The 26472-nt window shown below is 38.7% G+C and carries 20 protein-coding genes; 10 read left to right on the top strand and 10 right to left on the bottom strand.

Going from position 1 to position 26472, the window contains the following annotated elements; genetic code table 11:
- Positions 1-193 precede the first annotated feature (193 nt).
- Entirely contained in the window at positions 194-2629 is a 2436-nt protein-coding gene (locus tag ACE1ET_RS04255) for an ATP-binding protein (RefSeq protein ID WP_375727122.1), read from the top strand.
- Positions 2630-2763: 134 nt separating this feature from the next.
- Positions 2764-3045: an encapsulin-associated ferritin-like protein gene (locus ACE1ET_RS04250; protein ID WP_375727121.1), complete on the top strand. Its 282-nt coding sequence runs from the start codon at positions 2764-2766 to the stop codon at positions 3043-3045.
- A 74-nt stretch (positions 3046-3119) separates the two neighbouring features.
- Here the strand turns inward: ACE1ET_RS04250 and ACE1ET_RS04245 are convergent, their stop codons facing one another.
- The 6 genes from ACE1ET_RS04245 to ACE1ET_RS04220 form a co-directional block, all read right to left on the bottom strand.
- On the bottom strand, positions 3120-4130 hold the full coding sequence (locus ACE1ET_RS04245) for a beta-ketoacyl-ACP synthase III (RefSeq protein ID WP_375727120.1): 1011 nt from the start codon (positions 4128-4130) through the stop codon (positions 3120-3122).
- Positions 4131-4206: 76 nt separating this feature from the next.
- A complete protein-coding gene (rpmF, locus tag ACE1ET_RS04240; RefSeq protein ID WP_375727119.1) occupies positions 4207-4392 on the bottom strand; it encodes a 50S ribosomal protein L32 in 186 nt (61 codons plus the stop codon).
- 14 nt (positions 4393-4406) lie between these two features.
- Positions 4407-4919, bottom strand: a complete 513-nt coding sequence (locus tag ACE1ET_RS04235) for a YceD family protein (protein WP_375727118.1) — start codon at positions 4917-4919, stop codon at positions 4407-4409.
- Positions 4920-5018: 99 nt separating this feature from the next.
- A complete protein-coding gene (locus tag ACE1ET_RS04230; protein ID WP_375727117.1) occupies positions 5019-6188 on the bottom strand; it encodes a sensor histidine kinase in 1170 nt (389 codons plus the stop codon).
- Between the two features lie 28 nt (positions 6189-6216).
- The gene (rsgA, locus tag ACE1ET_RS04225; RefSeq protein ID WP_375727116.1) at positions 6217-7119 is read right to left on the bottom strand and encodes a ribosome small subunit-dependent GTPase A; all 903 of its coding nucleotides are present in this window, start codon (positions 7117-7119) and stop codon (positions 6217-6219) included.
- 44 nt (positions 7120-7163) lie between these two features.
- Entirely contained in the window at positions 7164-7766 is a 603-nt protein-coding gene (locus ACE1ET_RS04220) for a hypothetical protein (protein WP_375727115.1), read from the bottom strand.
- Between the two features lie 152 nt (positions 7767-7918).
- Between ACE1ET_RS04220 and ACE1ET_RS04215 the strand changes: the two genes are divergently transcribed.
- The 6 genes from ACE1ET_RS04215 (at position 7919) to ACE1ET_RS04190 (ending at position 16534) form a co-directional block, all read left to right on the top strand.
- Positions 7919-9076: a hypothetical protein gene (locus tag ACE1ET_RS04215; protein WP_375727114.1), complete on the top strand. Its 1158-nt coding sequence runs from the start codon at positions 7919-7921 to the stop codon at positions 9074-9076.
- 291 nt (positions 9077-9367) lie between these two features.
- Positions 9368-10015 (top strand): Rossmann-fold NAD(P)-binding domain-containing protein, encoded by a 648-nt coding sequence (locus ACE1ET_RS04210; protein ID WP_375727113.1) that lies wholly within the window; start codon positions 9368-9370, stop codon positions 10013-10015.
- A 104-nt stretch (positions 10016-10119) separates the two neighbouring features.
- Positions 10120-11388: a serine hydrolase domain-containing protein gene (locus ACE1ET_RS04205; protein ID WP_375727112.1), complete on the top strand. Its 1269-nt coding sequence runs from the start codon at positions 10120-10122 to the stop codon at positions 11386-11388.
- A 100-nt stretch (positions 11389-11488) separates the two neighbouring features.
- Positions 11489-12229 carry a 3'-5' exonuclease gene (locus ACE1ET_RS04200; protein WP_375727111.1) on the top strand — a complete coding sequence of 247 codons (741 nt, stop codon included), beginning with the start codon at positions 11489-11491 and terminating at the stop codon, positions 12227-12229.
- Positions 12230-12234: 5 nt separating this feature from the next.
- A complete protein-coding gene (locus ACE1ET_RS04195) occupies positions 12235-13665 on the top strand; it encodes an MltF family protein (protein WP_375727110.1) in 1431 nt (476 codons plus the stop codon).
- A gap of 1 nt (position 13666) precedes the next feature.
- On the top strand, positions 13667-16534 hold the full coding sequence (locus ACE1ET_RS04190) for a PD-(D/E)XK nuclease family protein (RefSeq protein WP_375727109.1): 2868 nt from the start codon (positions 13667-13669) through the stop codon (positions 16532-16534).
- Positions 16535-16536: 2 nt separating this feature from the next.
- Here ACE1ET_RS04190 and ACE1ET_RS04185 read toward each other — a convergent pair whose 3' ends face one another.
- Together ACE1ET_RS04185 and ACE1ET_RS04180 are read right to left on the bottom strand one after the other, a co-directional pair.
- Complete coding sequence (locus ACE1ET_RS04185) at positions 16537-17682, bottom strand: acyloxyacyl hydrolase (protein ID WP_375727108.1); 1146 nt, start codon at positions 17680-17682, stop codon at positions 16537-16539.
- 71 nt (positions 17683-17753) lie between these two features.
- Positions 17754-18980 (bottom strand): isocitrate dehydrogenase (NADP(+)), encoded by a 1227-nt coding sequence (locus tag ACE1ET_RS04180; RefSeq protein WP_375727107.1) that lies wholly within the window; start codon positions 18978-18980, stop codon positions 17754-17756.
- Positions 18981-19150: 170 nt separating this feature from the next.
- Here ACE1ET_RS04180 and ACE1ET_RS04175 point away from each other — a divergent pair, with 170 nt between their 5' ends.
- Both ACE1ET_RS04175 and ACE1ET_RS04170 read left to right on the top strand, forming a co-directional pair.
- Complete coding sequence (locus ACE1ET_RS04175; protein ID WP_375727106.1) at positions 19151-20521, top strand: exonuclease domain-containing protein; 1371 nt, start codon at positions 19151-19153, stop codon at positions 20519-20521.
- A gap of 1 nt (position 20522) precedes the next feature.
- Positions 20523-22355 (top strand): YgiQ family radical SAM protein, encoded by a 1833-nt coding sequence (locus tag ACE1ET_RS04170; protein ID WP_375727105.1) that lies wholly within the window; start codon positions 20523-20525, stop codon positions 22353-22355.
- A gap of 575 nt (positions 22356-22930) precedes the next feature.
- Here ACE1ET_RS04170 and ACE1ET_RS04165 read toward each other — a convergent pair.
- Together ACE1ET_RS04165 and ACE1ET_RS04160 are read right to left on the bottom strand one after the other, a co-directional pair.
- The gene (locus tag ACE1ET_RS04165; RefSeq protein ID WP_375727104.1) at positions 22931-23296 is read right to left on the bottom strand and encodes a DUF1801 domain-containing protein; all 366 of its coding nucleotides are present in this window, start codon (positions 23294-23296) and stop codon (positions 22931-22933) included.
- 151 nt (positions 23297-23447) lie between these two features.
- A complete protein-coding gene (locus tag ACE1ET_RS04160; RefSeq protein WP_375727103.1) occupies positions 23448-26456 on the bottom strand; it encodes a glycoside hydrolase family 2 protein in 3009 nt (1002 codons plus the stop codon).
- Positions 26457-26472: the final 16 nt, after the last annotated feature.

Genomic DNA, 26472 nt, shown 5'->3' with positions numbered 1-26472 from the left:
ATGCAATAACCGGGCAATTGTACTATATAGACTGAGGCTGAATAATACCTGTTAATTTGAAATATCCATATTTATTTTTATGTTTAACGTTAACTAAATTTTAACTCATATATATGTGTTTATATTAGTGTAAGTTAGGAGAGTTATGGTTTGGTACTAATGTCATTAATGTGCTATAAAATTTAAATTTCTGATGAACGAGAAGATATTTGCATCTGATTTTACCGAAGCTCCTTTTGGTTATGCACTACACAGAATAATTCTAGACGAAATAAATAATCCTGTTGACTATCAGTTTATTGAGGTTAATAAAAAATTTGAAGAATTGACTGGTATGTCAGCAAAAAAAATTACAGGAAAAACTGTCACACAAGTTCTTCCTGGCATCAGCAACGATAAATTTGACTGGATCAGTTTCTATGGCGATATAGCGATTAATCAGACATCAAAAGAATTTGAACAGTATTCCATTGTTTTGAGTAAGTGGTACAGAGTCAGCGTGTATTCTCCTAAAAAAGAATATTTTGTAACTTACTTTACCGATATCACGAAAGATAAACAACAGCTTGAAAATGACGCACTCATATTAGAATTATCCCGCAACATGCTATCCACAAATAACAGGACAATCAACTACATAGAAATTACAGAAAACCTTCTTAAACTATCAGGAGCTAAATATGCCATATTCAATTTATATTCTGATGATCAGACAAAAATAGAGCATAAAGCAGTCTGCGGCTTGACAGACCAAATAAACAAGGTATATAATAAATTTGGATATTCGTTGCAAAACAAGCAATGGAATATTACCCCTGGCAAACTGGCTGAAATTGTAAGTGGTGAAAATCTGAAAAAAGTTTCAATGGATGAACTTGTTGACGGTCAGATTCCTCCCATGTTATATAAGTCGGTTAATAAAATGTTGGGGCTTGTTAATATCTATTCTGTTCAAATCAGGCACGAAAATAATGTTTTAGGAGACTTTATATTATTTTATGATAAAAACAGGGATCTTGAAAATACTGAAGAGGTTAAGACCTTCGTAAACATTGTTGGAATTGCTCTGAACAAAATAAAGGCAGAAGAGGAAATTAACAGCCAGAAAGAAAGATTGTTGCACTTGATTAAAAGCACGAATACGGGCACCTGGGAATGGAATGTTCAGACAGGAGAGACAATATTCAATGAACGTTGGGCAAATATAATCGGATATACGCTAAAAGAGTTAGAACCTGTTTCAATAAAAACATGGGAGAAAATTATTCATCCGGATGATGTTGCTAAAAGTGAGGAGATATTACTCCGACATTTCAGTGGCGAAGATGAGTTTTATAATGTCGAAGTCAGAGTAAAACATAAAAACGGAAACTGGATATGGATTCAGGATAGAGGTCAGGTTATTTCAAGAACCAAAGACGGGAAACCTGAGTGGGTATTTGGGACACATCAGGATATCACCGATCGCAAAAATTCAGAAAAGGAATTATTAAAGGCAAAGGAAAAAGCTGAAGAAAGTGATCGTTTAAAATCCGCTTTTCTCGCAAATATGAGCCACGAAATCAGGACCCCAATGAATGCCATCGTTGGCTTTGCATCTTTTCTGCATGATAAAGACCTGAATCAGGAAGAAATACAAAAATATTCGGAATACATTATTTCCAGCGGAGACCATCTTCTGGAACTGATCAACGACATAATTGACATTTCCAAAATAGACGCAGGAGAAATCAGAACAACAATTGGTGAAACAAACCTGACGGAACTGCTTCAGGAAGTATATGGCATATTTGAACCACAAATGAAATTAAAACAAAAAGAAGGACAAATCATACTTGATGCTAAAATTCCGGAAAAAGACCATTATGTATATTCTGATGTTGTCCGTCTACGACAAATACTGTTGAACCTCATTAATAATGCCCTGAAATTCACACATAAAGGTAAGGTTGAATTTGGTTTTGAAGAAAAAGGGAATGAAATTGTATTTCATGTACAGGATACAGGTATTGGTATATCGGAGAAGGATCATGAGATTATTTTTGAACGTTTCAGACAGGCATCCGGATCAACCGAAAAAATATATGGTGGCACCGGCCTTGGTTTGTCTATCGCAAAAGCTTATGTAGAGCTATTAGGAGGCCGTATGTATCTTACGTCGGTTCCCGGAATTGGCTCTACATTCAGTTTTAGCATTCCCAACAATAAAGTGGTAAAAGCCAGGGTAACTTCAAAAAAAGAAACTACTCTACCGCTTGCATTTGATGGAGAACACATTTTAATTGCCGAAGATGACCTCATTTCGTTCAGTTATCTCTGTGAGATTCTGTCTAACTATAACCTGAAAGTCAGCCGTGCTGAAAGTGGTGAAGAAGCCATAAAATTAATACTGAATGATCCAACGATAAAGCTGGTACTTATGGATATTCTTATGCCCGTAATGGATGGCCTGGCGGCAACCAGATTAATTCGTGAAAAACAAATTAATATACCCATAATTGCACAGACAGCTTATGCATTTGAAAGTGACAGGGAAAGGAGTATTGAAGCAGGTTGTAATGAATATCTTTCAAAACCTATCAAAGAGGCTGTTTTAATACATGTTCTTCATACATTTTTAAAAAATTAAGCTGCTGTTATTTAAAACTGACATATATACTTTTTAGTACCTGGTTAATTTGTTATTTTTAAGAACCTAATATTAGAATCAATGGCTCTTATTTATAAAATTATATTAAACCCAATAAAAAAGGAGGCTAAAAAATGAGTGATTATCACGAACCCGCTGAATCTTTAAGTGAAAAAGCAAGATCGTTAACCCGAGCATTAAACAGTTTAAAAGAAGAAATTGAAGCTGTTGACTGGTATAATCAACGCTATGATGTGGAAAAGGATAAATCATTGAAAAATATCCTGAAGCACAATATGGAAGAAGAAATGGAACATGCCTGTATGACATTGGAATGGTTAAGACGTAACATGGATGGTTGGGATAATGAATTAAGAGAGAACCTTTTTAAAGAAGGAGAAATCGGACACCACTAAAATGTTGTATTTATCCGGAAAAAACAAAGGGCAACCAAATGGCTGCCCTTTACTGTAATATTTTATACCATCAACTATTTCACTTTATCACCGTCATAAGCCCACACCAGGTAACCAGCGCCCCAGGTAAAACCTGCACCAAACGTTGCCAGGATTATTTTATCACCCTTTTTGAGCTGCTTTTCCCATTCCCACAAACATAATGGCAATGTGGCAGAAGTAGTGTTACCATACTTTTCAATATTAATCATTACCTGATCCTTATTAATTCCCATATGGTAGGCAGTAGCTTCTATAATGCGCATATTTGCCTGATGAGGCACAAGCCATGTCAGTTCTTCTGATTTGATATTGTGTTTTTTCATCATGTTTACAGAAACTTCAGCCATATTCGAAACCGCATGCTTAAATACATGCCGTCCTTCCTGGTAAACGTAATGCTCATCATTATCCACCGTTTCGTGTGATGCCGGACGTACCGAACCACCTGCTTTCATTTGCAGATGCTTCAATCCGCTTCCATCTACATGTAAATCCGTATCCAGTATACCAATTCCTTCTTCAGTTGAAGGTTCCATTAAAACAGCCCCGGCTGCATCACCAAACAACGGACATGTAGTTCTGTCCTTGTAGTTGGTTATGGCCGACATTTTATCGGACCCTACCAGGATAACTTTTTTATGCTTACCTGATACGATATACTGTGTTGCAGTATCCAGTCCAAACAAAAATCCGGAACATGCTGCCATGATATCAAAACCGTAAGCATTTGTTAATCCTGCCAAATCGAGAATTGTGGATGCTGTAGACGGGAACGGGTGATCCGGCGTTGTAGTTGCACAAACAACCAGTTCTATTTCTTCAGGTTTTGTATTCGTTTTCTTTAAAAGCTTTTTTATGGCCTCGGCCCCCATAAAGGCAGATCCTTTATCTTTATCTTTAAGAATTCGTCTTTCCTTAATACCTACCCTGGTCATAATCCATTCATCAGTGGTATCAACCATTTGACTTATCTCATCATTTGTCAGACGGTATTCGGGCAGATAGGTTTCGATGCCTGTGATAATTGCTTTTAAATTACTCATCTTGAAATAAAAGTGTTTGCCATGAAATAAAAAAAGCCCTAAACGGAGTTAGGGCATATGCTATATAGCCTTAATACTACATATCAACTGCTTTCTCAACAGCCAGTCTACCTCTGTAGTAACCACATTCACCACACACAGTGTGATAAACATGTGATGCGCCACAATTAGGGCATACTGCTAAAGTTGGCATCTCAGCTTTGTAATGCGTTCTTCTTTTATCCCTTCTTGTCTTCGATGTTTTGTGTTTTGGATGTGCCATTTTTCCAAATTTATTTAATTGTTATTACCTAATTTTTTTAAAGCTTCCCAACGAGGATCAATTTCCTGTTTTTTTTCTTTTTTCGTTTTAATGATCCGTGATAACATTTCGGGATTACATTCTCCTTTTTTATGAAATTTGGAAATCGGAATGCTCAGTTTAACAAATTCATACACATACGATGAAAGATCAAAAAATCCTTCTTCCCTTGGTATGATTATTACTTCATCGTCAATTTCACTGAATTCCTCTCCGTATTTCAGGTAAAGATTAAATTCTCCCTTAATTTTTAAATCCATTTCATCCAGACACCGGTCACACGGTACATGAACTGTTCCTTTTAATTTAAAGTGCAACTCAAATGTCCGTGTTGTTTTTGTAATCAACAGTATTACATCAACATCTGAATCCGAAATTTCGTCATCATCAAAACACTCAATGAACGTCTTCTCAACATGGAACATCAACTCCTGTTTTCCGCTTTCCAAACCCTTTAGAGGGATAATATATTCTTCCAGCCTCTTCAAGTCCCCTGTTTAAAAACCCTGCAAAATTATAAAAATAACATCAACAAATAAAAAAATAGTTTCTTTTTTGCTTAAATAGTTGAAATTTACCGCTCAGCATCAGGATTTAAGTATTGGCAATATCACGCGTATCGTTGTTCCCTTATCCAGTTCCGACCATTTTACGAAGATTTTTCCATGGTGATAATTTTCCACAATACGCTTAGTCAGTGATAATCCAAGCCCCCATCCTCTTTTTTTAGTTGTAAAGCCCGGATTAAATATGGTTTTGAATCTCTTTTTGGGAATTCCTTTACCGTTATCCGTAAAATCGGTTATAACCATATCTTCTTTTTGCTTCATTACAATGGAAATTTCACCCACACCTGTTGTGGCATCAATAGCATTTTTAATGATATTCTCAATGACCCATTCAAACAACGGTCGGTTCACTTCTACCGGTATAAATGCACTCTGGTCAATTTCACTTATTATATTAATTTTTTTCGATGTACGGCTTCTCATATAGGCCAGAGCATCCAATAGCAGGATGGTATAGTTATGCTGTTCAAGCGAAGGCATTGATCCGATTTTAGAAAACCGTTCTGTCACCATATTCAACCGGTTCAGGTCCTTCTCCATCTCCGGAATCATCTCCGGGTTAAAGCTTCCTGTTTTCATTAATTCGGTCCAGGCCATAAGCGAAGATAAAGGAGTACCCAACTGATGCGCTGTTTCTTTTGAGAGTCCTACCCACACCTGGTTCTCCTCAGCTTTTTTTGAAAACGAAAATGCCAGGTAGGCCATCACAAAAAAGAATGCAATAAGGCCTAACTGTACATAAGGATAGTATTGCAACTGCTTCAATAAAATTGAATCGTTATAATATAGTGTCAACTCAAAAAGACCGGTTTCAGTCTGGGTCTCCAATTGAATAGGCTCCTTCTTTTCAGCAAACTGCACTGCCTTTTTCTTCAGAAAGACTTCCTGATTTACATTTTCCGGAATTCTGATATTAGCAAATGTAGAGATGGTATCGTGATAAATAATGATCAATGGAATAGTGGTATTATTCTGTAAAACGGTTAGGATAAGGCTTAAATTAACCGTTTCATCCGTTTCTGAAAGCATCTTATAAGCTTCAGCAGTAAGCTCCATTTTTTTTCGTTCTTCAATGGATAACCTTTTGGCAAGTAGATTGGAGAAGATCATGGAAGCTACCACAATAAGGCCTGCAAAAACCATCAGGAATAATTTCAAGCGGGTTTTGGTATCATATATCGTCTTCATTTCAGAAGTGTTTAATAATTTTCAACGGTTAAACCCTGTATTTATTGTCATCCGGATCCTCAAGTATATTCAGGTAACTCACGTACCTGGAATAACTAATCTCCCCTTCTTCCACCGCTTCTTTCACCGCACATCCGGGTTCTTCAACATGAATACAGTTATGATATTTACACTTTGCAGCTACTTTAAAGATCTCTGGAAAGAAATGGTATATTTCATTACGCTCAAAATCAATCGTTCCAAAACCGCGAATACCGGGTGTGTCAATAATGTAACCGCCAAGCTTTAAGGCATGCATTTCAGAAAAAGTCGTGGTATGTTTCCCCGAATGATGCGCATCCGATATTTCCTGAGTCTTCAGTTTTAAATCAGGATCAATGGCATTAATTAATGACGATTTTCCAACTCCGCTATGACCGGATAAAAGTGATACTTTACAGGAAAGTAAGGCCGCAACTTTATCAATATTTCTGTTTTTAACAACCGAAGTAAAAAAGCATTCATATCCTATTTCAGAATATATGGCTAACCATTCTGCCAGTGTATCTGTTTCTTTGTCGTTATATAAATCCGTTTTATTGAAAATCAGTTTAGCGGGTATATCATACGCTTCAGCAGTGGATAAGAACCTGTCGATAAAAACAGTTGTAGTTACCGGATGACTGACCGTTGCAACCAATACCGCCTGATCGATATTTGCAGCAATAATATGCGTCTGTTTTGAAAGATTGGTAGCTTTTCTAACAAGGTAGTTCTTACGGTCGTGAATGGCAATAATTGTGTTATTTTCAGGATCAACATCTACCCTGTCTCCTACAGCCACAGGATTTGTACTTCTGATGCCCTTAAGCCTGAATTTTCCTTTTATACGGCACTCAAGACTTTCTGTCTCTGTCTGGACCAGGTACCAGCTACCCGTATTTTTGGTCACAATTCCGGTTTTAACCATGCAAATTTTTTCTCAAAAATAGCGGATTATAGCATATCTTCAAAAAGTGGCTTCAGTCGTTTTATTTCACCGAACCAAATGACAGGTTTCTTATCAGGGTAATTTTTAAGAATTAATGAAGCAAGTTGGAAAAATGATTTAACCGGCGGGAGACCAGCATTTAACAGTTTCTGTTCATCATCGGTATTCGCCGCAATAAACATTTGTTTTATTTCCGTTATCCGTAGTAGTGCTTCCTCCCATGCATTTTGTTTGGCCAAAACGGAAGCATACAGTTGCAACATCAAAGGAATGGAAATCTGATGCATATAACCGGGAATTGGAGGCGAGGCATAAACCCTTGCAAATGCTTTTTCACTGTTTTCAATGTCTCCGTTCTGCACATAAGCCATGGTCAGATTAAACCAGTCTGAACGAAAATTGACCAACTCTGTCAACGCTCTAAAATCACTGATAGCCCTGTCATAATGGCGACGTTTATAATTACCCAATCCTCCATATCTCAAAGCTTCAGCCTTTGTCTCAAAATTATACGAGCGTTTCAATTTTTCGGACAGACGAAACAATTTATCCCACTGCTTTGAGGAATAGTAAATCCTTAATTTATCCACTTTTCTTTTACCAAACATTCTGCCCTTTTTCATATTGAACACAAAAACACATGCTATGTTTCGCAAATTTTAATAATTCTGCCCATTTTTTTTACTTTTGATCCCAATTCACTCTTTCAGGTTATACGCTGAGAAGTGCACTCAAAGAAGGCATAAGTACCAGTAAAGTTATGGGATCCGGCATTTACTATTTTAATCCTACAGCAGAAATGGCTGTTGCAAATGGCATTTTCAGCTACCAGCCACCCGCATTATTGCAATCATTCGAAAGGGATATGGCTTCTATAATGTTGTACTTTGCCGGTAAAAGTGACGTAGTCCTGATTCACCAACATCCAAAAGAAAGTTTTTTGGATAAAATCCGTTCTATAAAACCTGATCTGCCTGAATTTATGACGATGAATGAACTGATTGATTCCGGCAGAAAATTCGACGAACTTGTCCCCTGGGGATGGAGCCCTGTAGTCTATAAAACACTTGAATCGGTTTTTCCTTTGCTTAAGAACAGTTTTAAACAATCAATATTTTACACCTGGGACCAACAATATAAGACATATTACAGCAGAATGACCTCAGCTAAAGTCCTTGAGCAGATCTGTAATGAAAGCATCAGGGGTGTCGGGGAATTTGCTCTGCTAAAAGCCACTCAGTGTTTTAGCACAAGCGATGTTCAATACTTACTCTCTGAAAACGGGAAGCTGGTAATAAAAGCTCCCTTCAGTAGTTCCGGAAGAGGATTGCAAATGCTACGCAGACATAATCTTAATCATTCTAACATAGCCTGGATTAACAGTGTTCTGGAAAAACAGGAGTTTGTAATGGCAGAAAATCTCCACAACAAAATCGCCGATCTTTCATTTCATTTTAAGCTAAAAAATAATATAGAACCAGAATATCTGGGGACTGTTTATTTCGATACCAACAGCAACGGGCAGTTTAGCGGTTGCTTTTTAGGGAATCATCCTGGAAATACAATCAATAAAATAACGGAATTATTTATTGAAAACGGTGGAATTAAAATTATGGCAGCAGCAATCAGGAAATATTACAAAAATTACGAAGGTTTTCTGGGAGTTGATGCCATGATCATAGAACAGTCAGGTCATCTTCTCCTGCATCCGTGTGTTGAAATAAATCCACGGTTTACGATGGGATTGCTTACCCTCCAGATTAGAAAACATATTAGTTCAAATGGTTACTGGAAAATGTGGTTCAACAAGTCAGGAAATCTTGATACATATTTTGACAAAAGTACAGTCCCACTGACTCCCGTGTTTCCGGGCACCAAGTTTGCGGCAGTTCTTGACCTAACTCGGAAATATGTTTAACAGAATATTTCATACATATAGCCCTGTTCTTTTTATAATTCAGGTTTTCAGTTTGCCATACATATATCTACAGATAAATTCTTAAATTTGAACATTTAGTGGAATTGTGGTATAATAATTTTTTGAAACCTAACATTCTTCAGGTCTTTCAGAAATTAAAACCCGGAATTGATTTGTAATTTATTTGTTTATTTAATAATAATTTAATATTAAGCTATACGTGATTAACTAAGGTGTTGTTGTCAACAGAACAGATATTTAATATTAGATAATTTCTTAAGGGTACCTTTGATGAATAAATCAGTAGTTATTGCCGGATCAACAGGTTTGGTGGGTAAAGCATTATTACGTAAAGTTACAGCTGATAGTTTTTTCAATAAAATTAATACTTTAGTGCGTTATCAAAGCATAACGACAATGCCGGAAGTAAAGGAAATTGTAAGTGATTTTAATACGATTCACCACCTTCCCAAAGCAGATATTCTGGTCATTTGTCTGGGTACTACGCGTAAAAAAGCCGGTTCAAAAGAAGCATTTCGTAAAGTAGATTATGGCTATGTCACCAGACTTGCCAGGTTAGCTGAATCAGAAAACTATGAAAAAATTATTGTTATCAGCTCATATGGTGCCAATGCTGCATCCGGTAATTTTTATCTGAAGGTAAAAGGACAAATGGAAGACGTGGTTCAAACGGTAAATATCCCAGCAAGAGTAATTATAAGGCCATCATTATTATTAGGGAAAAGGGATGAATTCAGATTTGGAGAATCGATGGCTGCGTTTGTAATGAAAGTAATAATGCCGGTTCTGAAAGGGAGAATGTTAAAATACAAACCTGTGAAAGACACACAGGTTGCTGATGCTATAATAAAACTTGCAAAAGAACCGTTAAACGGAATTAAGATTATTGAGCCGCAATGGATTCATAAAAACACATAGTTTATTAACATTCTATTAATTTTTGTTTTCAGAGGCAATTGAATTTTTTATTTTTGAGGGGTTATAACACAATGAGGAGGTTTTTTAAAATATTTGCGCTATTAATGATTCTGCAACTGCTGTTTGTGGCACCAAACCATGATTCCATAGGTAGCGAAATTCCAAAAAAATTTGAACCGCCCCACTCTGATCACTTTTACAACTACCAATCCGATTTTAAATCATTCGATCATTTTGATTCACGCTTTAACCGCTTTCTTTCATTCTGGAACATTAAAGGAGCATCCGTTGCTGTTGCCAAAGACGGAAAACTGATTTATGCTAAAGGCTTCGGTCTTTCTGATGTTGACAATAATAAGAATGTGGAACCTTATAACCTATTCAGGATTGCAAGTGTATCCAAGCTCATCACCGCTACGGCAATTATGAAACTTGTTGAAGATGGTGAGATTACACTGGAAGATAAAGTTTTTGGTCCGCAAGGAATCCTGAATATGGCACCATATGACAAATACAGAGATAAAAAGGTAGAGGAAATTACAGTTCGGCATTTACTGGAACACAGTGGTGGATGGACGACACGTTATGGTGATCCTTTATTTGAACAACATAGCCTTGCAAAAAGAAATGGCTATAAAGAACCTCTATCAAGTGAGGACATCATTGCCATTATGCTTAAAAAGCGTCTACATTTCAGACCCGGTGAGGCATCTTACTATTCGAATCTGGGATTTGTCATATTAGGAAAGGTAATTGAGGCAGCATCAGGTGTGGACTATGAATTATATGTCAAAGCTAAAATACTTTATCCACTTGGAATTTTTGACATGAAACTTGCTGGTAACTACAGGGACACAAAAGAAAATCTTGAAGTTAATTATTACGAACAGCCGGGTGCTATAAAAATTCAGGACTGCGACGGATCAGGAGAGCTTGTTTCCAAAAGTAACGGAGGAAATAACTTAAAGGCACTGGAGGCCGCCGGAGGCTGGATAGCATCATCAACCGATTTAATGAAACTTTTACTGGCAATTGATGGTTTCGGATTTCCTGCAGATATATTATCGGAAAAAAGCCTTGAAACCATGGCAACACCAAAAGCCATTGGCTATTCTCCTCTTGGATGGAGAACTACAAACAGGCATGGGTACTGGCTTAGAACAGGAAGTTTTGCCGGAACATCCTGTGTTTTAAAAAGAAGACCTGATGGAATATCGTATGTAATCTTATGCAACACAAGTGCCTGGGTTGGCCCGGATTTTCCTTTTAAAATGGCATCATTTACTGACAGGGAACTGAACAGAATAAATAAGTTTCCCGATGAAGATAACTATCAGCACATGCCTTCAAAATATATTTCACTTAAAAACTGACATTTAAGGTTACAGGCAAAGTAGTATTTATACGGTTTATCCGTTCTGACTGTTTTTGAATTCACCATTTTTTAGTATTTTTAATCCAACATTAACCAGTATGGCTTTGAAAATAAAACCTGAACATATCCTTTTTCTTGACATAGAAACTGTTCCACTTGCTCAAAAACTCAGTGATTTACCCGAAAGTCATGCAAAATTATGGTCATTAAAATTTGAACAGTTCAAATCCAGAAATCCGGACAGATATGATGAATCGGTTGATGCAGCTAAAGCATTCAGTCTGGAAGGTGGTATATTTTCAGAATTTGGTAAAATAATTTGCATTTCCGTAGGAATTATGACCGAATCCGGTGGAACAAAACGGTTTAGGCTGAAATCCTTTGCCGGTGATGACGAAAAGGTATTGTTAAATGATTTTGCAGGAATGCTTAATAAATGGAGTTCTCCTGAGAAACAGCTTTGTGGACACAATATTAAAGAATTCGATGTGCCATACATTTGCAGACGAATGATTATAAACGGGATATCTTTACCGGATGTACTGAATATAGCAGGGAAAAAGCCATGGGAAGTCCAGTTTATAGATACGCTCGAACTATGGAAGTTTGGTGATTTTAAACACTATACATCATTGAATCTGCTTACAACCGTGCTTGGGATTCCTACACCAAAAGATGATATTGATGGCAGTATGGTTGCTGAAGTGTACTATTCAGATGATAATCTTCAGCGCATTGTCAGCTATTGTGAAAAAGATGTTTTTGCAACAGCACAGGTATACTTCAGGTTCTCAGGACTTCCACTGATGGAACAGGAAATGATTGAAAACGCTAACTAATTTGTTTGAGAAAGCTATCATACATATTGCTTCTGGCTATTCTTGTGACAATTTCAGGTTGTCATGATCACACATCAAAACATAAAGCCCGAAAGAACATTAATGACACTATTGATCTTCCCCAGATACTAAAAAGAGATACTTTAGTAGCTCTTACCGCATTTAGCAGCACTTCCTATTTTATATACAAAGGTCAGGCAATGGGCTACGAATACGAATTGCTAAAAAAATTTACTGAACACCTTGGTGTTAACCTTCGCATGGTTGTAATCCGTGATATGGACAGCATATTCAGTTATCTAAACAATAATGAAGTTGACCTGGTTGCTTATGCTCTGACTGTTACCAATTCCAGGAAAAAGGAAGCTGCATTTACCGTACCGCTTCAATATACAGAACAGGTTTTGGTACAGCGCCTACCGGATAACTGGCGTAATATGACCAGGGATAATATAGATAAACAACTTGTGACAAATGTTGTGGATTTAATTGGAAAAGACGTATATGTAAAACGCGGATCACCTTATTACTCAAGGTTGGTGAACCTGATGAGCGAACTGGGTGATACCATAAATATTCACGTGGTGAATCAGGACTTTACCACCGAAGAACTGATTTCAAAAGTTGCAGACGGAGAAATACCTTACACGGTAGCAGATAAAACAATTGCAGATCTTGCCAATTCGGGCTACGACAACCTTGATACACGATTAAAAATAAGTTTTCCACAACGACTTGCATGGGCTACGCGAAAATCATCGCCAAAGTTGATTGCTGAATTGAATTCCTGGCTTGAATCCATAAAAAATACAAGTTATTATAACATTCTGTATAATAAGTACTACAAGAACAGGTCACGTTATAAACAAATGGCATCCAGCGACTTTTTCTCCCATTCCGGAACATCCATTTCTCCATACGACGATTTATTTAAGAAAGCGGCCAAAGAACTGCACTGGGACTGGCGCCTTCTGGCAGCACAGGTTTACCAGGAATCCAGGTTTGACCCCTGGGCTGAATCCTGGATGGGTGCTGTAGGACTCATGCAAATTATGCCTGAAACGGCAGGCATGTATGGAGATTATGACCTTTGGGAACCGGATCAGAATATAGAAGCCGGCGTACAACACCTGAAATGGCTCTATACTATTTTCGATAATGATATAGACAGTATGGATCATATTAAATTTACACTGGCATCCTATAATGTTGGTCCGGGTCATGTTGGTGACGCGCGAAAGCTGGCGGCCAAATATGGCAAAGACCCCAATAAATGGGACGACAATGTAAGCGAAATGATTATTCTGAAAAGTGAAAAAAAATATTACACCGATCCGGTGGTTGAACATGGTTACTGCAGGGGCATAGAGACTTTCAACTATGTAAAAAGCATCATGGAGCGTTACGAACATTACAAACAGTTTTTTGAAAAGTAACATGGAATTATTTCTGCAACAGGTTGCCCGGCATTTAATCGAACATCATAAAAAAGAACTGCATAGCTACTGGCTGGTATTCCCCAATAAGCGAACCAGTCTCTTCTTTAAAACATGGCTTTCACAGTTAACAGACGATCCGGTTTTCGTTCCTCCATCTTTTTCCATTGATGAATTTATCGCCGAATTTACCGGTCTTGAGGAGATAGATCAGCTGGGTGCATTGTTTAACCTTTACAAGATACACCAGCAGGCAACCGGAAGCGAAGATACATTTGATGACTTCTACTTCTGGGGAGAAATGCTGATCAACGATTTTGATGACCTTGACAAATACCTGGTTGACGCCAAACAGCTTTACACCAATCTCCTGAACCTGAAAGAAATTGACCAGTATTTTATGGATCAGGCTACAGAGGAAGAAGAACGCATCAGGCATTTCTGGGAAGAACTTTTCAGATCGAAAAAACCGGGAACCAAAGAATTTTTACAAACCTGGGAAAAACTCTACCCGGTATATCAGGCATTCAGAATGAACCTAAAAAGCCAGAATCTGGGCACCAAAGGAATGCTTTACCGCGATGCCGTTGAAAATATCTTCGCGGTTGAACCGGAAAAACTGCCGTTTAAATCTGTGGGATTTGTAGGTTTTAACGCATTAACCAAAGCTGAAGATCAGATTTTTACTGTCTTACAGAAAACAGGGAAAGCAAGGTTTTTCTGGGATTACACGCGCGAAATGATCACTTCGGATACTACCCGTGCCGGATTCTTTCTAAAAAAACAACTGAAGCGTTTCCCGGGTGTATTCGATGAACCCGCCAAACAAAATCCGGGCCTGAACATTGAGGTTATTGCCGTTTCGTCCTCCTCGGCACAGGCAACCGTTGCAGGTAAAATACTGGAACAACAAAACGATATACCGGGCCTGAACACTGCTGTGGTTATGGCAGATGAAAGCCTGTTGCAAACTATGCTGAATAAAGTCCCGTCTAACGTTCAGGATCTTAATATTACCATGGGTTACCCAGTGAAGAACAGCCAGGTTTCTGCATTACTCGGTCAGATTACCAACCTGCAACAACGCGTAAGGTACCAGAAAGGGATGCCCAACTATTATTTCAAACTTGTACTGCAATTGCTCTCCAACAATATTCTGCAGCGCGTTGCACCTCATATCAGCGAACTAAGGAATGTGATGAAGGATCAAAACCTGTACTATGTACCTTCCACATTTTTTAAAGATGATCCGGTTTTAAAACTCATTTTCACACCTGTTGAAAACGGGAAGGAAGTGATCAACTACCTGATACGGATATTTGAAATGATCCTGTTAAGGCTGAATTCTGATCAGAAGGACGAGGAAACAGAACCAGTTATTGATACTGAAAAAGAAATGTTATTTGCATTATATACCCGTTTGATCCGGGCCGGCGACCTTTTTGGTTCAGCCGAAACCGTTCTGCCGGGAAGGGATCTTATCTTTAAACTGGTGAAACGTATTGCAGATAACATAACCCTGCCTTTTGAAGGAGAACCATTAAAAGGACTTCAGTTGATGGGTATTCTTGAAACCCGTAACCTTGAATTTGAAAATCTCATCATCCTGTCAGCCAATGAGGGATTTCTTCCTTCTACTTCTCACGGCACTTCATTTATTCCTTTTAACCTGCGAAAAGGTTTCGGGCTGCCAACCGTAGAGGAGCAGGATGCCATGTATGCCTATTATTTTTACCGGTTGATTTACAGGGCTAAGAACGTCCATCTTATATATGACTCTTCATCGCAGGGTGTTAATACCGGTGAGCCAAGCCGCTATATTTACCAGCTTAAATACCTGATGGATATTCCGGTTACTGAGCGAACCGTAAATTACGAAGTATCTCTCAGTACGATGAGAACCATAACCATTCAAAAAAACGAAGAAGTTCTACAGGCGCTGGAACGGTTTAAATCCGGTAGTTCAGCATTATCGGCCAGTAGTCTGAATGCGTTTCTGGATTGTGGTTTAAAATTCTACCTTGCGTATGTTGAACGCATCAGGGAACAGGACGATATTCAGGATGATATTGATGCAAGAATTTTTGGGAACGTATTTCATGATATCATGGAAACGCTTTACCAGCCTTTTTCAGGAAAGATGATAAACAGAACCGATATCGCTGATATCCTGAAAAACAAATCACAAATTGAAGCCACTGTAAAACTTTGTTTTGCCCGAAATTTCTTTAAGAACGAATCAATTACAGATACCTCCAGAATAAAAGGAAAGCTACTGATTTATGTGAAAGTACTGATAAAGTACACCACAAAACTGCTGGAATACGATATGAACAGCTGCCCTTTCAAATATATTGAAGGAGAAAAGCAGGTACAACACAGCCTGGTTCTTACAGATGGCAGCAGGGTGAACTTATTTGGGAAGATTGACAGGGTGGATGAAAAAGATGGCATTAGCCGTATCATTGATTACAAATCGGGAACCATTAATGTCAACACAAAAAACCAGATTATTTTAAAGGATTTAGACGCACTGTTTGACCGTGAAAAAGCCCTGAACCCGGATCAGAAAGCAATTTTTCAGACGCTGTTTTATGCCATGCTTTACAGCACAGAAAACGGAAATACATCAGAAATACATCCTGGCATCATACCAATCCGTAAGTTGTTTGGAAAATCAGCATTATCGCCACAAATATTCACTTCAAACGGAGATGTTATAAGTTATGACTCAGACGTAAAAGATCAGTATGAAGCTGGGCTTAAAGCAACAATCGAACGGATTTTTGACCCGGAATTATCATTCGCCCAAACTGATGATCTGAAAAACTGTGAATATTGCGATTTTAAGAATATCTGTGGCAGGTAAAACTAATCAAGCCCGCGGTTTATGGAATAACCAATTCCCCAGGTAATTTCCTTGGCTTTGTTGCCCTGCGCACGTAACGACATATCAATAAACATTCCTTTAATCAATCTATATCGCACTCCAAACCGTTCGTAAACAGGTAAGGAATCATACGTTAAAAAAGCCATGTAGCCAAACTGGGTAACCAGAGATAAGTGTCGTAAAATAAATTCACTGCTCACAAGTATTCCACCCTGATACAGCGAAATTTTTTCACCTTCCAGTGTTCTGGCAAGAGGTCCCAAAAGATCTGAATGTTGACCATCCAGCAAATATTGTTTCCATTTCAGGGAGTTGTCTTTAATCAGGTCAAATGCAATTCCCAGCCGGTGACGTTTTGTAAACCTTTTTGCAACCAGGATCTGAAGATTCTGAGCGAGATATGTTTCATCATGATCACTAATCCCCAAACTGCCTGCACCATAGCGGACATCCAGTCCCCACTTTTTATTAATTTCCGGATAATCAGCTCTTTCCTTCAGTTGAACCTCTTCTGCCTCAAGTCTGTAAGTCACACCGGTTCTGACGCCCAACATATTCAGTCCCATATTCGGCTTTTTCCCGGCTCCGTTTGAAAAATGAGAAATACCGGCACCAACATACCCGTTAAATCTTCCACTAATCTTAAAAGAAGTATTCAGGTTAAAATCAAGGTATGCATTCAGGTGCGTGCTCACACCAATATTATTCGGATTGGTAACCGGATCGTAAATATTCTCCACCCAACCCAAGCCGGTAGATACATCCCATTCTATTTTAAAATTCTTAAATTGATATATCGGGAAAGTACCGAAAAAGTAACCTGCGAGTGTTTTACCAATTTCAGGCGATGTAAACTGCCCTGCATTTAACCCTACTCCAATTTTAGGATAATCGTAAGCCCAGTGCCAGTATCTGTCCCCATTGGTTTTATAAAAATATCTGACTTCCAGCACATGATGAAAACCGGCAATCCTTTCAAGTTCGGGATAGTGAGCCCAAAGATGTGAATTTAAAAGGTTCACAGCAATATAGTTATTACGTTTAACCTTTACGGAATCCATATCCTGTGCATTAACCATTATGGTAAACGCAAGAAAAACGAATATATGGACAGTAATACTTTTCATTCCGGGTCAACACAAATGTAAAAAAAAGGCTGAACAAAATGTCCAGCCCTTCACTATCAATTTACATTTAACTATTTATTCAATTTTTTCTGCAGGTTTTGATCCAATGCTTCCAAAAAGTCCTCTGTATTTAAATAATGACTTTCATTTAAGTCTGAACCATAAATACACAATGCAAGATCCTTCGTCATGTGGCCGCTTTCAACGGTTTCCACACAAACATCTTCCAGTGCATTTGCAAAATCAATCAGCGCCTGATTTTCGTCCAGTTTTCCACGAAATGCCAAACCACGGGTCCATGCAAAAATTGATGCAATCGGGTTTGTTGATGTTGGTTTTCCTTTCTGATGCATTCTGAAATGTCGGGTTACTGTACCATGTGCAGCTTCAGCTTCCATTGTTTTTCCATCCGGGGTTACCAGAACTGATGTCATCAAGCCTAAAGAACCAAAACCCTGGGCCAGCGTATCGCTCTGCACATCGCCATCGTAATTTTTACAGGCCCATACAAAACCACCATCCCACTTCAACGCAGCAGCCACCATATCGTCAATCAGACGATGTTCATAGGTGATGCCTATTGCATCCATTTCGGCTTTATAATCGTTCTGGTAAATTTCTTCAAAAATATCCTTGAAACGACCATCGTATTTTTTCAGGATGGTATTTTTTGTGCTCAGGTATAAAGGCCATTTTTTATTGATAGCCTGCTGAAAACAACTGTGTGCAAAACCACGGATCGATTCATCGGTGTTATACATGGCCATTGCAATGCCATCACCTTCAAAATCATAAACTTTATGTTCCTGCTTTTCTCCGTTTTCACTTTCAAACGTTATCGTTAGTGTTCCTTTTCCCTTGGTTACAAAGTCGGTTGCACGATACTGATCACCGAAAGCATGACGACCAATACATATTGGTTTCTTCCACCCCGGGACCAAACGCGGTACATTTTTAATCATGATTGGTTCACGAAAAACAGTTCCACCTAAAATATTACGGATTGTTCCGTTTGGAGAACGCCACATGTGTTTCAATCCGAATTCCTCCACACGCTTTTCATCGGGAGTAATGGTAGCACACTTAATACCAACATGATATTTTTTTATGGCTTCGGCTGCATCAACAGTTATCTGATCATCTGTTTCGTCTCGTTTCTGAACGCTTAGATCGTAATATTCAATATCAAGATCAAGATAAGGTAAAATGAGTTTTTCCTTGATAAATTTCCAGATAACGCGGGTCATTTCATCTCCGTCAAGCTCAACAACGGGATTGGCAACTTTAATTTTCTCCATTTCTAATTTTTTTCTTGAATTAATGTATGAGGCACAAATATATAAAAATCTGACTATATTGATTTGTACCGAATTGCAAGTCTTGATAATAGAACAAAGAATGTTGGAAAGTGTTGAATTCTGATTTCACTAATATCTGTTTCGATTAATCTTTTACTATTTTTGACCCGATGTATGCCATTGTAGATATAGAGACCACAGGTGGAAGCGCGCAAAAGGACAAGATAACAGAAATAGCCATTTACAAACATAACGGAAAAGCTGTTGTGGATGAATATTCAACGCTTGTAAATCCTGAGCGGAATATTCCATATTATATCACACAACTCACCGGTATTTCAAACGAAATGGTAGCTGATGCACCATGCTTTTATGAGGTTGCGAAGGATATCGTGGAATTTACGAAAGACTGCATCTTTGTGGCTCACAACGTGGCATTTGACTACCGTTTTGTAAAGAATGAATTTGCCCAGCTGGGATTTCATTACCAGAAAGACACACTCTGCACCGTAAAACTGTCCCGCAAGTTACTTCCCGGACACACATCATACAGCCTCGGAAATTTATGTTCAGATCTGAACATAGCCATCAACGGAAGGCACCGGGCCGGTGGTGATGCGTATGCAACAGCTCTCCTTTTCAGTATTTTGGTTCAGCAGAACAATGGGATATTACCCAAATCCGAAAGCGATTTGATAGATCCCAAAATTCTGAATCCTTCTTTAAACTTTGAACTGGTTAAAAACCTTCCTGAAGCATGCGGCGTATATTATTTGTATAATCAGAATAACGATCTGATTTATATCGGAAAAAGCAAAAATATTCGCGGCAGAGTGTTAACACATCTGAATAACGGGAATACAGCCAAATCAGGAAAGATGGCATCAGAAATAGCCAATATTGATTTTGAACTTACCGGCAGCGAACTGATTGCACTGCTTAAGGAATCGCACGAAATAAAACAGAGCAAACCGTTGTACAACAGAGCCCAGCGCAGGACATTAATGAGTTACGGACTTTTTCTCTTTGAAGATACAAATGGCTATCTGAACCTGAGGATCGAAAAAACAGATCAGAAAATTAAAAAAGAACCATTAACGACATTCTCATCGCTTGAGGAAGGAAAAAACAGGCTGAACCGTTGGATCAAAAAATACCAGTTATGCCAGAAATTGTGCGGGATGTATGAAACCCAGGGTGCCTGTTTCAATTATCAGGTACATGAATGCCATGGCGCCTGCATCGGGCAGGAATTTGCGTATAGCTACAATTTAAGGATAGAAGAACTACTGAAAATATTAAAATACGATTCTCCCAATATGGCCATACTGGGAGAAGGAAGAAATCCTGAGGAAAAGTCTGTTGTTTGGGTGGAGAACGGCACTTATCTTGGCTTTGGTTTTTTTGATGAAACCACACAGTTTTCTCAACTTTCCGATCTGAAAGATGTTATTAATACATACCCCGATAACAGAGATATTCAGCAGATTATCAACAGCTACTTGCGCAAGCACAAAAAACTACAGGTAGAAAAATTCTGATATGTCAACAACCAAAAACTATAATTTAACAGACTGGCTCCCTACGACAAAGAAAGAGATGGAACTCAGAGGATGGGATCAGGCTGATGTCATTCTTTTTTCCGGTGATGCCTATATCGATCATCCGTCGTTCGGGCATGCCGTTATTGGGCGTTTACTGGAATCAATGAACCTGAAAGTGGCTCTTGTGCCACAACCCAACTGGCGCGATGATCTTCGGGATTTCAAAAAACTTGGAAAACCCAGATTATTTTTTGGCGTAACTGCCGGCTGTATGGATTCCATGGTAAACCATTATACTGCCAACAAACGATTGAGGTCGAATGATGCTTACACAGCAGATGGACGTGCCGGTGCCAGACCGGATTATGCAACAACAGTCTACAGCAATATTCTGAAAGATTTATTTCCTGACATACCGGTTCTAATTGGTGGTGTGGAAGCCTCTTTACGCAGAGTGACGCATTATGACTACTGGCAGGACCAATTGATGCCCTCAATTCTGGAAAGCAGCAAAGCAGACCTTCTGATCTACGGCATGGGTGAAACTGCGCTTAAAGAACTTGTCAGACTTTTGGAAAGAGGGGTGCCGTTTGAATCCATTAAAACCATAGAGCAAACAGCATTTATAGCTGATCCGGATCATCTGCCCAAAAATAAAAACTGGGAAGATATTACGCTTGCGTCCCATGAAATATGCATGGAGGATAAAACGGCATATGCCAGGAATTTTGCCATTATTGAACGAGAATCCAATAAATGGTTTGCACGGCGCTTGTTGCAGCCAACCGGCAACGGCGTGGTTGTAATCAATCCACCGTTCCCTCCTATGGACTCAAAAGAGCTTGATAAAGTCCATGCGTTGCCATACACCCGAATGCCTCATCCCAAATACAGGGATAAACATATACCGGCGTACGAAATGATTAAATTTTCGGTGAATATGCACCGTGGTTGTTTTGGAGGATGCAGCTTTTGTACCATTTCGGCCCATCAGGGAAAATTTGTGGTGAGCCGAAGCAAAAAATCTATCATCGATGAGGTAAAGCAACTAACAGAAATGGCAGATTTTAAAGGCTATGTTTCTGACCTCGGCGGACCATCGGCCAATATGTACCAGATGCAGGGGAAGGACCTTGATATGTGTAAAAGATGTGCCAGACCATCCTGTATTTATCCCATAGTTTGTGATAATCTTGATACAGATCATACACCTATGCTTGAAGTTTACAATGAAGTGGACAGCCTGGAAGGTGTGAAAAAAAGTTTTGTTGGAAGCGGAATAAGGTACGACCTTCTTTTAAATCCACATAACCACCTGCCGCTGTCACCGGACAAGGAAATTTACCTGAAGGACCTGATTACGAAACATGTTTCCGGAAGGCTGAAAGTTGCACCGGAACATACGGAGGATGAAGTACTAAAAATGATGCGTAAACCGAGCTATAAACTATTTTATAGTCTGAAAAAATATTTCGACAAAATCAATCAGGAAACAGGGATGAACCAGCAGCTGATACCTTACTTTATATCAAGCCATCCTGGTTGTGAGGCTGAACACATGGCCGACCTTGCTGTAAAAACAAAAACACAGGGATTTAAACTGGAACAGGTTCAGGATTTTACACCAACGCCAATGACACTCGCCACGGTTATGTATTATTCAGGAATTGATCCGTATACCGGAAAACCGGTAACCATTGCCAAAAACAAAAATGACAAACTGAAACAACGTAGCTTTTTCTTCTGGTATAAGAAAGAGTACCGCACTGCTCTGCGAAATGAACTCACCCGAATGAACCGTAAAGATTTAATTGGTAAACTTCTGGATTAAAGCACGTAACAAGAGGATCCCGGTTTTCATTCGTTTTAGAGTATTTATATAAAAAATTTAAAGGGACCGATCTGGCAACCGTATCCCTTTAACCCCAAAATTGATGTATTATGAAAAACCCCTGTGAAGTTCAAATTCATAAGGAAATCTAGTGCTCTATTCCTGGAAATACTTATCAAAAAACTTAATATTAACAGTTCCGGCCTTTTGTTCTATCATCGCTCTAACAACCCGCCTTCCTGCTCTGAATTGAGTTAAGATAAATATTGCAAAGAACATTGTAAGCATCTAAATTTCCTTTATAAAAACTGTATAACCTAATTACTTTAACTTTAATACCTCAAATTTACACTGTATTGATATTAAAAACAAATTATTTAACATTTAAATTAATATTATTTTAATATTAAAACCGAAAACCTTTTAAATAAAGAGTTTTATACAGATATTCAAAGTGTTAAAATATGTTTATTTTATTAATAAAATATCAATAATCTCACAAAAAAGTTTCAGAATCTCTACAAATCATGTTGATTTTGTAGATAACATATAATATATACGCAATAAATTACAGATTATTTAACATGAATTATGCCATTGCGATACAGGTCCAGTGCAGCCTGTAATATCGTTTCTATTTCATCAATAGGAATGTCTTCCATAGGATTAACTTTAAGTATTTTCATCCTGGAACGATTTTCCGCTTCCAGTCCCGGGAAATTCAAATATCTGCCTTCCACCATAAGAATGTAGGGTAAATTATCTTTCCTGTCTTCCCACAGATAACAGCATGCTTTGTTTTTAAAACAAAAGCAAGGCATTCCATATTTCACAGTTTCTGTTATTCTGCTATCCTGTTCCAGAATAATACTTCGTAAAGCCAGCAGGCAGCTCTTATTCGGTTCTTCTTTACAAAAATAAAAATCATCTGATGCGGCCATGAAAACAAATTTACACTACTTTTTATTCTGCGAACACATATCAATACAACAATCTAAAATATATTACAGATTTGGTTAAACTCAGAGTATACTTAAATAAAAAGGGATGTCTACCCAAAAGACATCCCTTATCCAACCTAAAAAATATCGTTCAATTTTTTAACGACGGTTTTACGTTTTTAAAAAATTCAGCTTCTACAATTCTTAGTTGACCTTTGGTATCCATATCTTCCGGATCCCGGAAACCATCCAGTTCCACTTTTCCACTCACTTCTATCATATTCTGAAACATATCAGCTTCTATACCGGCACCGGTAAGTTTTATTGTTACAGTCTTTCCTTCCGTTGGTTCAACCGGAATAAGAATGTAACCCAGACTACGCTCCGTTTCACCGGACCACACTTTTTTGTCATCCACAAAAATATCGATCGGATATGTCCTTCTCCTCCACCCGGTCATTTTTAGTGATACCTCATCAATTTCAGCTATCGTATCCAGTTTATACATAATCCAACCGGTGGACATTTTACCATCATTTGTCCATTCTGACATTTCATTGTCATCATAACTCATATAAGCCTTATCAGAATTGGCTCCGGCAATAGCTGAAGCAACAGGAATGGATTTACGGGTGACGGTATAAGAAGGTGTCAGAGGCGTGGGACCTTGTTCAAGATTACACGGCAAGCCTTCCGCCACAAATTGTTCAGACAATCCGTTTTGTACCTCCGCCGGAACAGTAACAAGACTGACTTTAGCAGCGTTTAGACCATCTGAAGTAGCCTTAAGTTTTATTTTGCCTGCTTTGGTAGTCGATCTGATCAGGACTCTGTTTACGCCACACTCTACAGGTAATGCTGTTTCTCCAACGTAGTTTCCCTCAGGACCTGTTGCGATACCACCTACCCACTCCGCATTTCCACTCAGTTCAAAATGTATCATATTCAATGCAGTTGGACAACGGTGTCCGTCTATATCAACCACCTCTACCTGCACCATTGCCAGGTCTGCGCCATCCGCTTTGAAACCAACCGGTGATTCCATGGTAGTAAGCTTTAATGCAAACGGTGCTCCTGCAGTCTTGATAACATCTTCAGAAACGACTTTACCCTCTTTAAAAGATACGGCCTTTATCTCTCCGGCTTCATATTTTATATTTGGGAAAGTATAAAGGAAGCGGTATGAATTATTGCCGAACCCCTGAGATTTTCCATTAACAAACAGTTCCACTTTATCACCGGACGAAACCACATAAACATCCTTTACGGTTTTATCAGTGTAATTCCAGTGTCCTATAATATGGGTCAAATATTTTTCAATATCTACCCATCCGGCCCACATCACCTGCTGGGCAAAAAAGTTATCTTTAGGTATTCGCATAGGATCTACTTCACCACTTCGCCGGTAATTCTGCTCACCACGGTAATGTGTATTGGTATCTGAAAATATTATTTTCGCACCTCCGCTGCTTACCCGGGTTCCTGTTCCGGGTCTTTGAATATAATAATCATACCAGCGTCTGACATTCTCAATGGCATGTGCATCCCGGTTATGGTTATAGGGTGATGCATCTGTTACTTTACTTCCGCTTACATTATGAGCATGCGTACCTCCAGAACCTTCCTTGTGATAAGGTGGCGTGTATTCATCCCAATATTTTCGCAGTCCTTCATCACGGGAATATTCTGTTGCAAACAGTGGCTTTCCTGCACTTTTATTAATATACAACATCTCCCCACCATACTCTGCCTCTTTGCTATCCAACATCTCCCGGCTACCGATAGCACGGCCACCATAAGGATCATAAGTATCTCTTATGACCTTTAACTCCGCCATATGCGCTTCACTAATATTCTCGTTTCCTCCTTCATAAAACAAAATGCTCGGGTTATTACGGTTATAAATAATGGCATCACGCATAACCTCACAGCGTTGTTCCCAGCGACGCCCTGTTACATCTCTTTCCGAATCTCCGGCCGGCATCACCTGAATTAAACCAACACGGTCGCACGACTCCACATCCTGTTTCCATGGTGTAATGTGCATCCAACGTACAAAATTTCCATTTGATTCAATCATCAGTTTATTACTGTAGTCGCTTAACCATGGCGGAACAGACATTCCTACACCCGGCCATTCATTGCTGGTTCGCTGCGCATAACCTTTCATCATAATGACCCTGTCATTCAAATAAACCATACCATTTTTAAACGCAGTCTTTCTAAATCCGGTGCGAACCGGGACCTCATCCACAACCCGATCATCAACAATCAACTCAGAGACAACCGTATACAAATACCCGTATCCCCAACTCCAGAATTCCAGATTAGTCAGTTCTGTTGAAGCCTTTAACTCGGCAATTCCATTTGGAGAAACGAGGCCCGGTATACCATCAAATCTTGCTACCTCATTACCTTTAAGGTCCTTAACAGTTATCGCCAGCCTGGCAACAACAGCGGTATTACTTTCATTTTTAACTTCAGAATCAACATGAATTTCGGCCTTTTTGCCTTTGATGTCTATATCCGTCGCATAAACATAGACCCCTGTTGTTCCCAAAGTCTTATACAAAGGAAGTGTCTGATAAACATTTCCCGTTGTGTACAGGTAAACGTTTTTAGGTATTCCGCCGTAATTGGCATTAAAGTTTCTGTCATTCCACTGATATCGCTGATTGTAAAACCGTTCCCTGTAGTCCCAGCTGTTATCTGTCCTTACAGAGACTACGTTTTTTGCCGGGTATGGTTTAACCAGATCTGATACATCCAACCCAACTGCAGTTATACCATTTTCATGGAGCCCTACCAACGTTCCGTTTACATAGAACTCTCCACCCTGTCTCACCCCTTCAAATTCCAGAAATACTTTTGGATTATTATCATTTTCCGGTAAAACAAAGGTCTTTCTATACCATGCAATCCCCGTAGAAAGCTTCGCGATATCCTTCATAAATGCCTCACTTTCATTCCATGCGTATGGCAGAGTTATCTCTTTCCATTCAGAATCATCAAATTTCAATGCAGAGGCCTCCGGTGCATCACCAACCAACAATTTCCACCCTGAATTAAAATTATATTTATGTCTTGTTACTTCAGCGTGCAATGCAAAAACGGCTGCCACTAAAACAGTAACTACACTTATCGTCTTTTTTATGCGCATTATTTTTCTTTTTAAT

The organism is Quyinboa mangrovi (assembly GCF_042219825.1).
GTDB lineage: Bacteria > Bacteroidota > Bacteroidia > Bacteroidales > UBA5342 > JBHJHP01.
This window is presented reverse-complemented; position numbering and strand designations above follow the sequence as displayed.

Bases quoted from the DNA above. Each gene is read 5' to 3' on its own strand.
- ACE1ET_RS04200 (WP_375727111.1), top strand. From the start codon at position 11,489: ATGGCTTTGAAAATAAAACCTGAACATATCCTTTTTCTTGACATAGAA.
- ACE1ET_RS04190 (WP_375727109.1), top strand. From the start codon at position 13,667: ATGGAATTATTTCTGCAACAGGTTGCCCGGCATTTAATCGAACATCAT.
- ACE1ET_RS04255 (WP_375727122.1), top strand. From the start codon at position 194: ATGAACGAGAAGATATTTGCATCTGATTTTACCGAAGCTCCTTTTGGT.
- ACE1ET_RS04215 (WP_375727114.1), top strand. From the start codon at position 7,919: ATGGGATCCGGCATTTACTATTTTAATCCTACAGCAGAAATGGCTGTT.
- ACE1ET_RS04245 (WP_375727120.1), bottom strand. From the start codon at position 4,130: ATGAGTAATTTAAAAGCAATTATCACAGGCATCGAAACCTATCTGCCC.
- ACE1ET_RS04165 (WP_375727104.1), bottom strand. From the start codon at position 23,296: ATGGCCGCATCAGATGATTTTTATTTTTGTAAAGAAGAACCGAATAAG.
- ACE1ET_RS04230 (WP_375727117.1), bottom strand. From the start codon at position 6,188: ATGAAGACGATATATGATACCAAAACCCGCTTGAAATTATTCCTGATG.
- ACE1ET_RS04170 (WP_375727105.1), top strand. From the start codon at position 20,523: ATGTCAACAACCAAAAACTATAATTTAACAGACTGGCTCCCTACGACA.
- ACE1ET_RS04220 (WP_375727115.1), bottom strand. From the start codon at position 7,766: ATGTTTGGTAAAAGAAAAGTGGATAAATTAAGGATTTACTATTCCTCA.
- ACE1ET_RS04210 (WP_375727113.1), top strand. From the start codon at position 9,368: ATGAATAAATCAGTAGTTATTGCCGGATCAACAGGTTTGGTGGGTAAA.
- rpmF (WP_375727119.1), bottom strand. From the start codon at position 4,392: ATGGCACATCCAAAACACAAAACATCGAAGACAAGAAGGGATAAAAGA.
- ACE1ET_RS04250 (WP_375727121.1), top strand. From the start codon at position 2,764: ATGAGTGATTATCACGAACCCGCTGAATCTTTAAGTGAAAAAGCAAGA.
- ACE1ET_RS04175 (WP_375727106.1), top strand. From the start codon at position 19,151: ATGTATGCCATTGTAGATATAGAGACCACAGGTGGAAGCGCGCAAAAG.
- ACE1ET_RS04180 (WP_375727107.1), bottom strand. From the start codon at position 18,980: ATGGAGAAAATTAAAGTTGCCAATCCCGTTGTTGAGCTTGACGGAGAT.
- ACE1ET_RS04160 (WP_375727103.1), bottom strand. From the start codon at position 26,456: ATGCGCATAAAAAAGACGATAAGTGTAGTTACTGTTTTAGTGGCAGCC.
- ACE1ET_RS04205 (WP_375727112.1), top strand. From the start codon at position 10,120: ATGATTCTGCAACTGCTGTTTGTGGCACCAAACCATGATTCCATAGGT.
- ACE1ET_RS04185 (WP_375727108.1), bottom strand. From the start codon at position 17,682: ATGAAAAGTATTACTGTCCATATATTCGTTTTTCTTGCGTTTACCATA.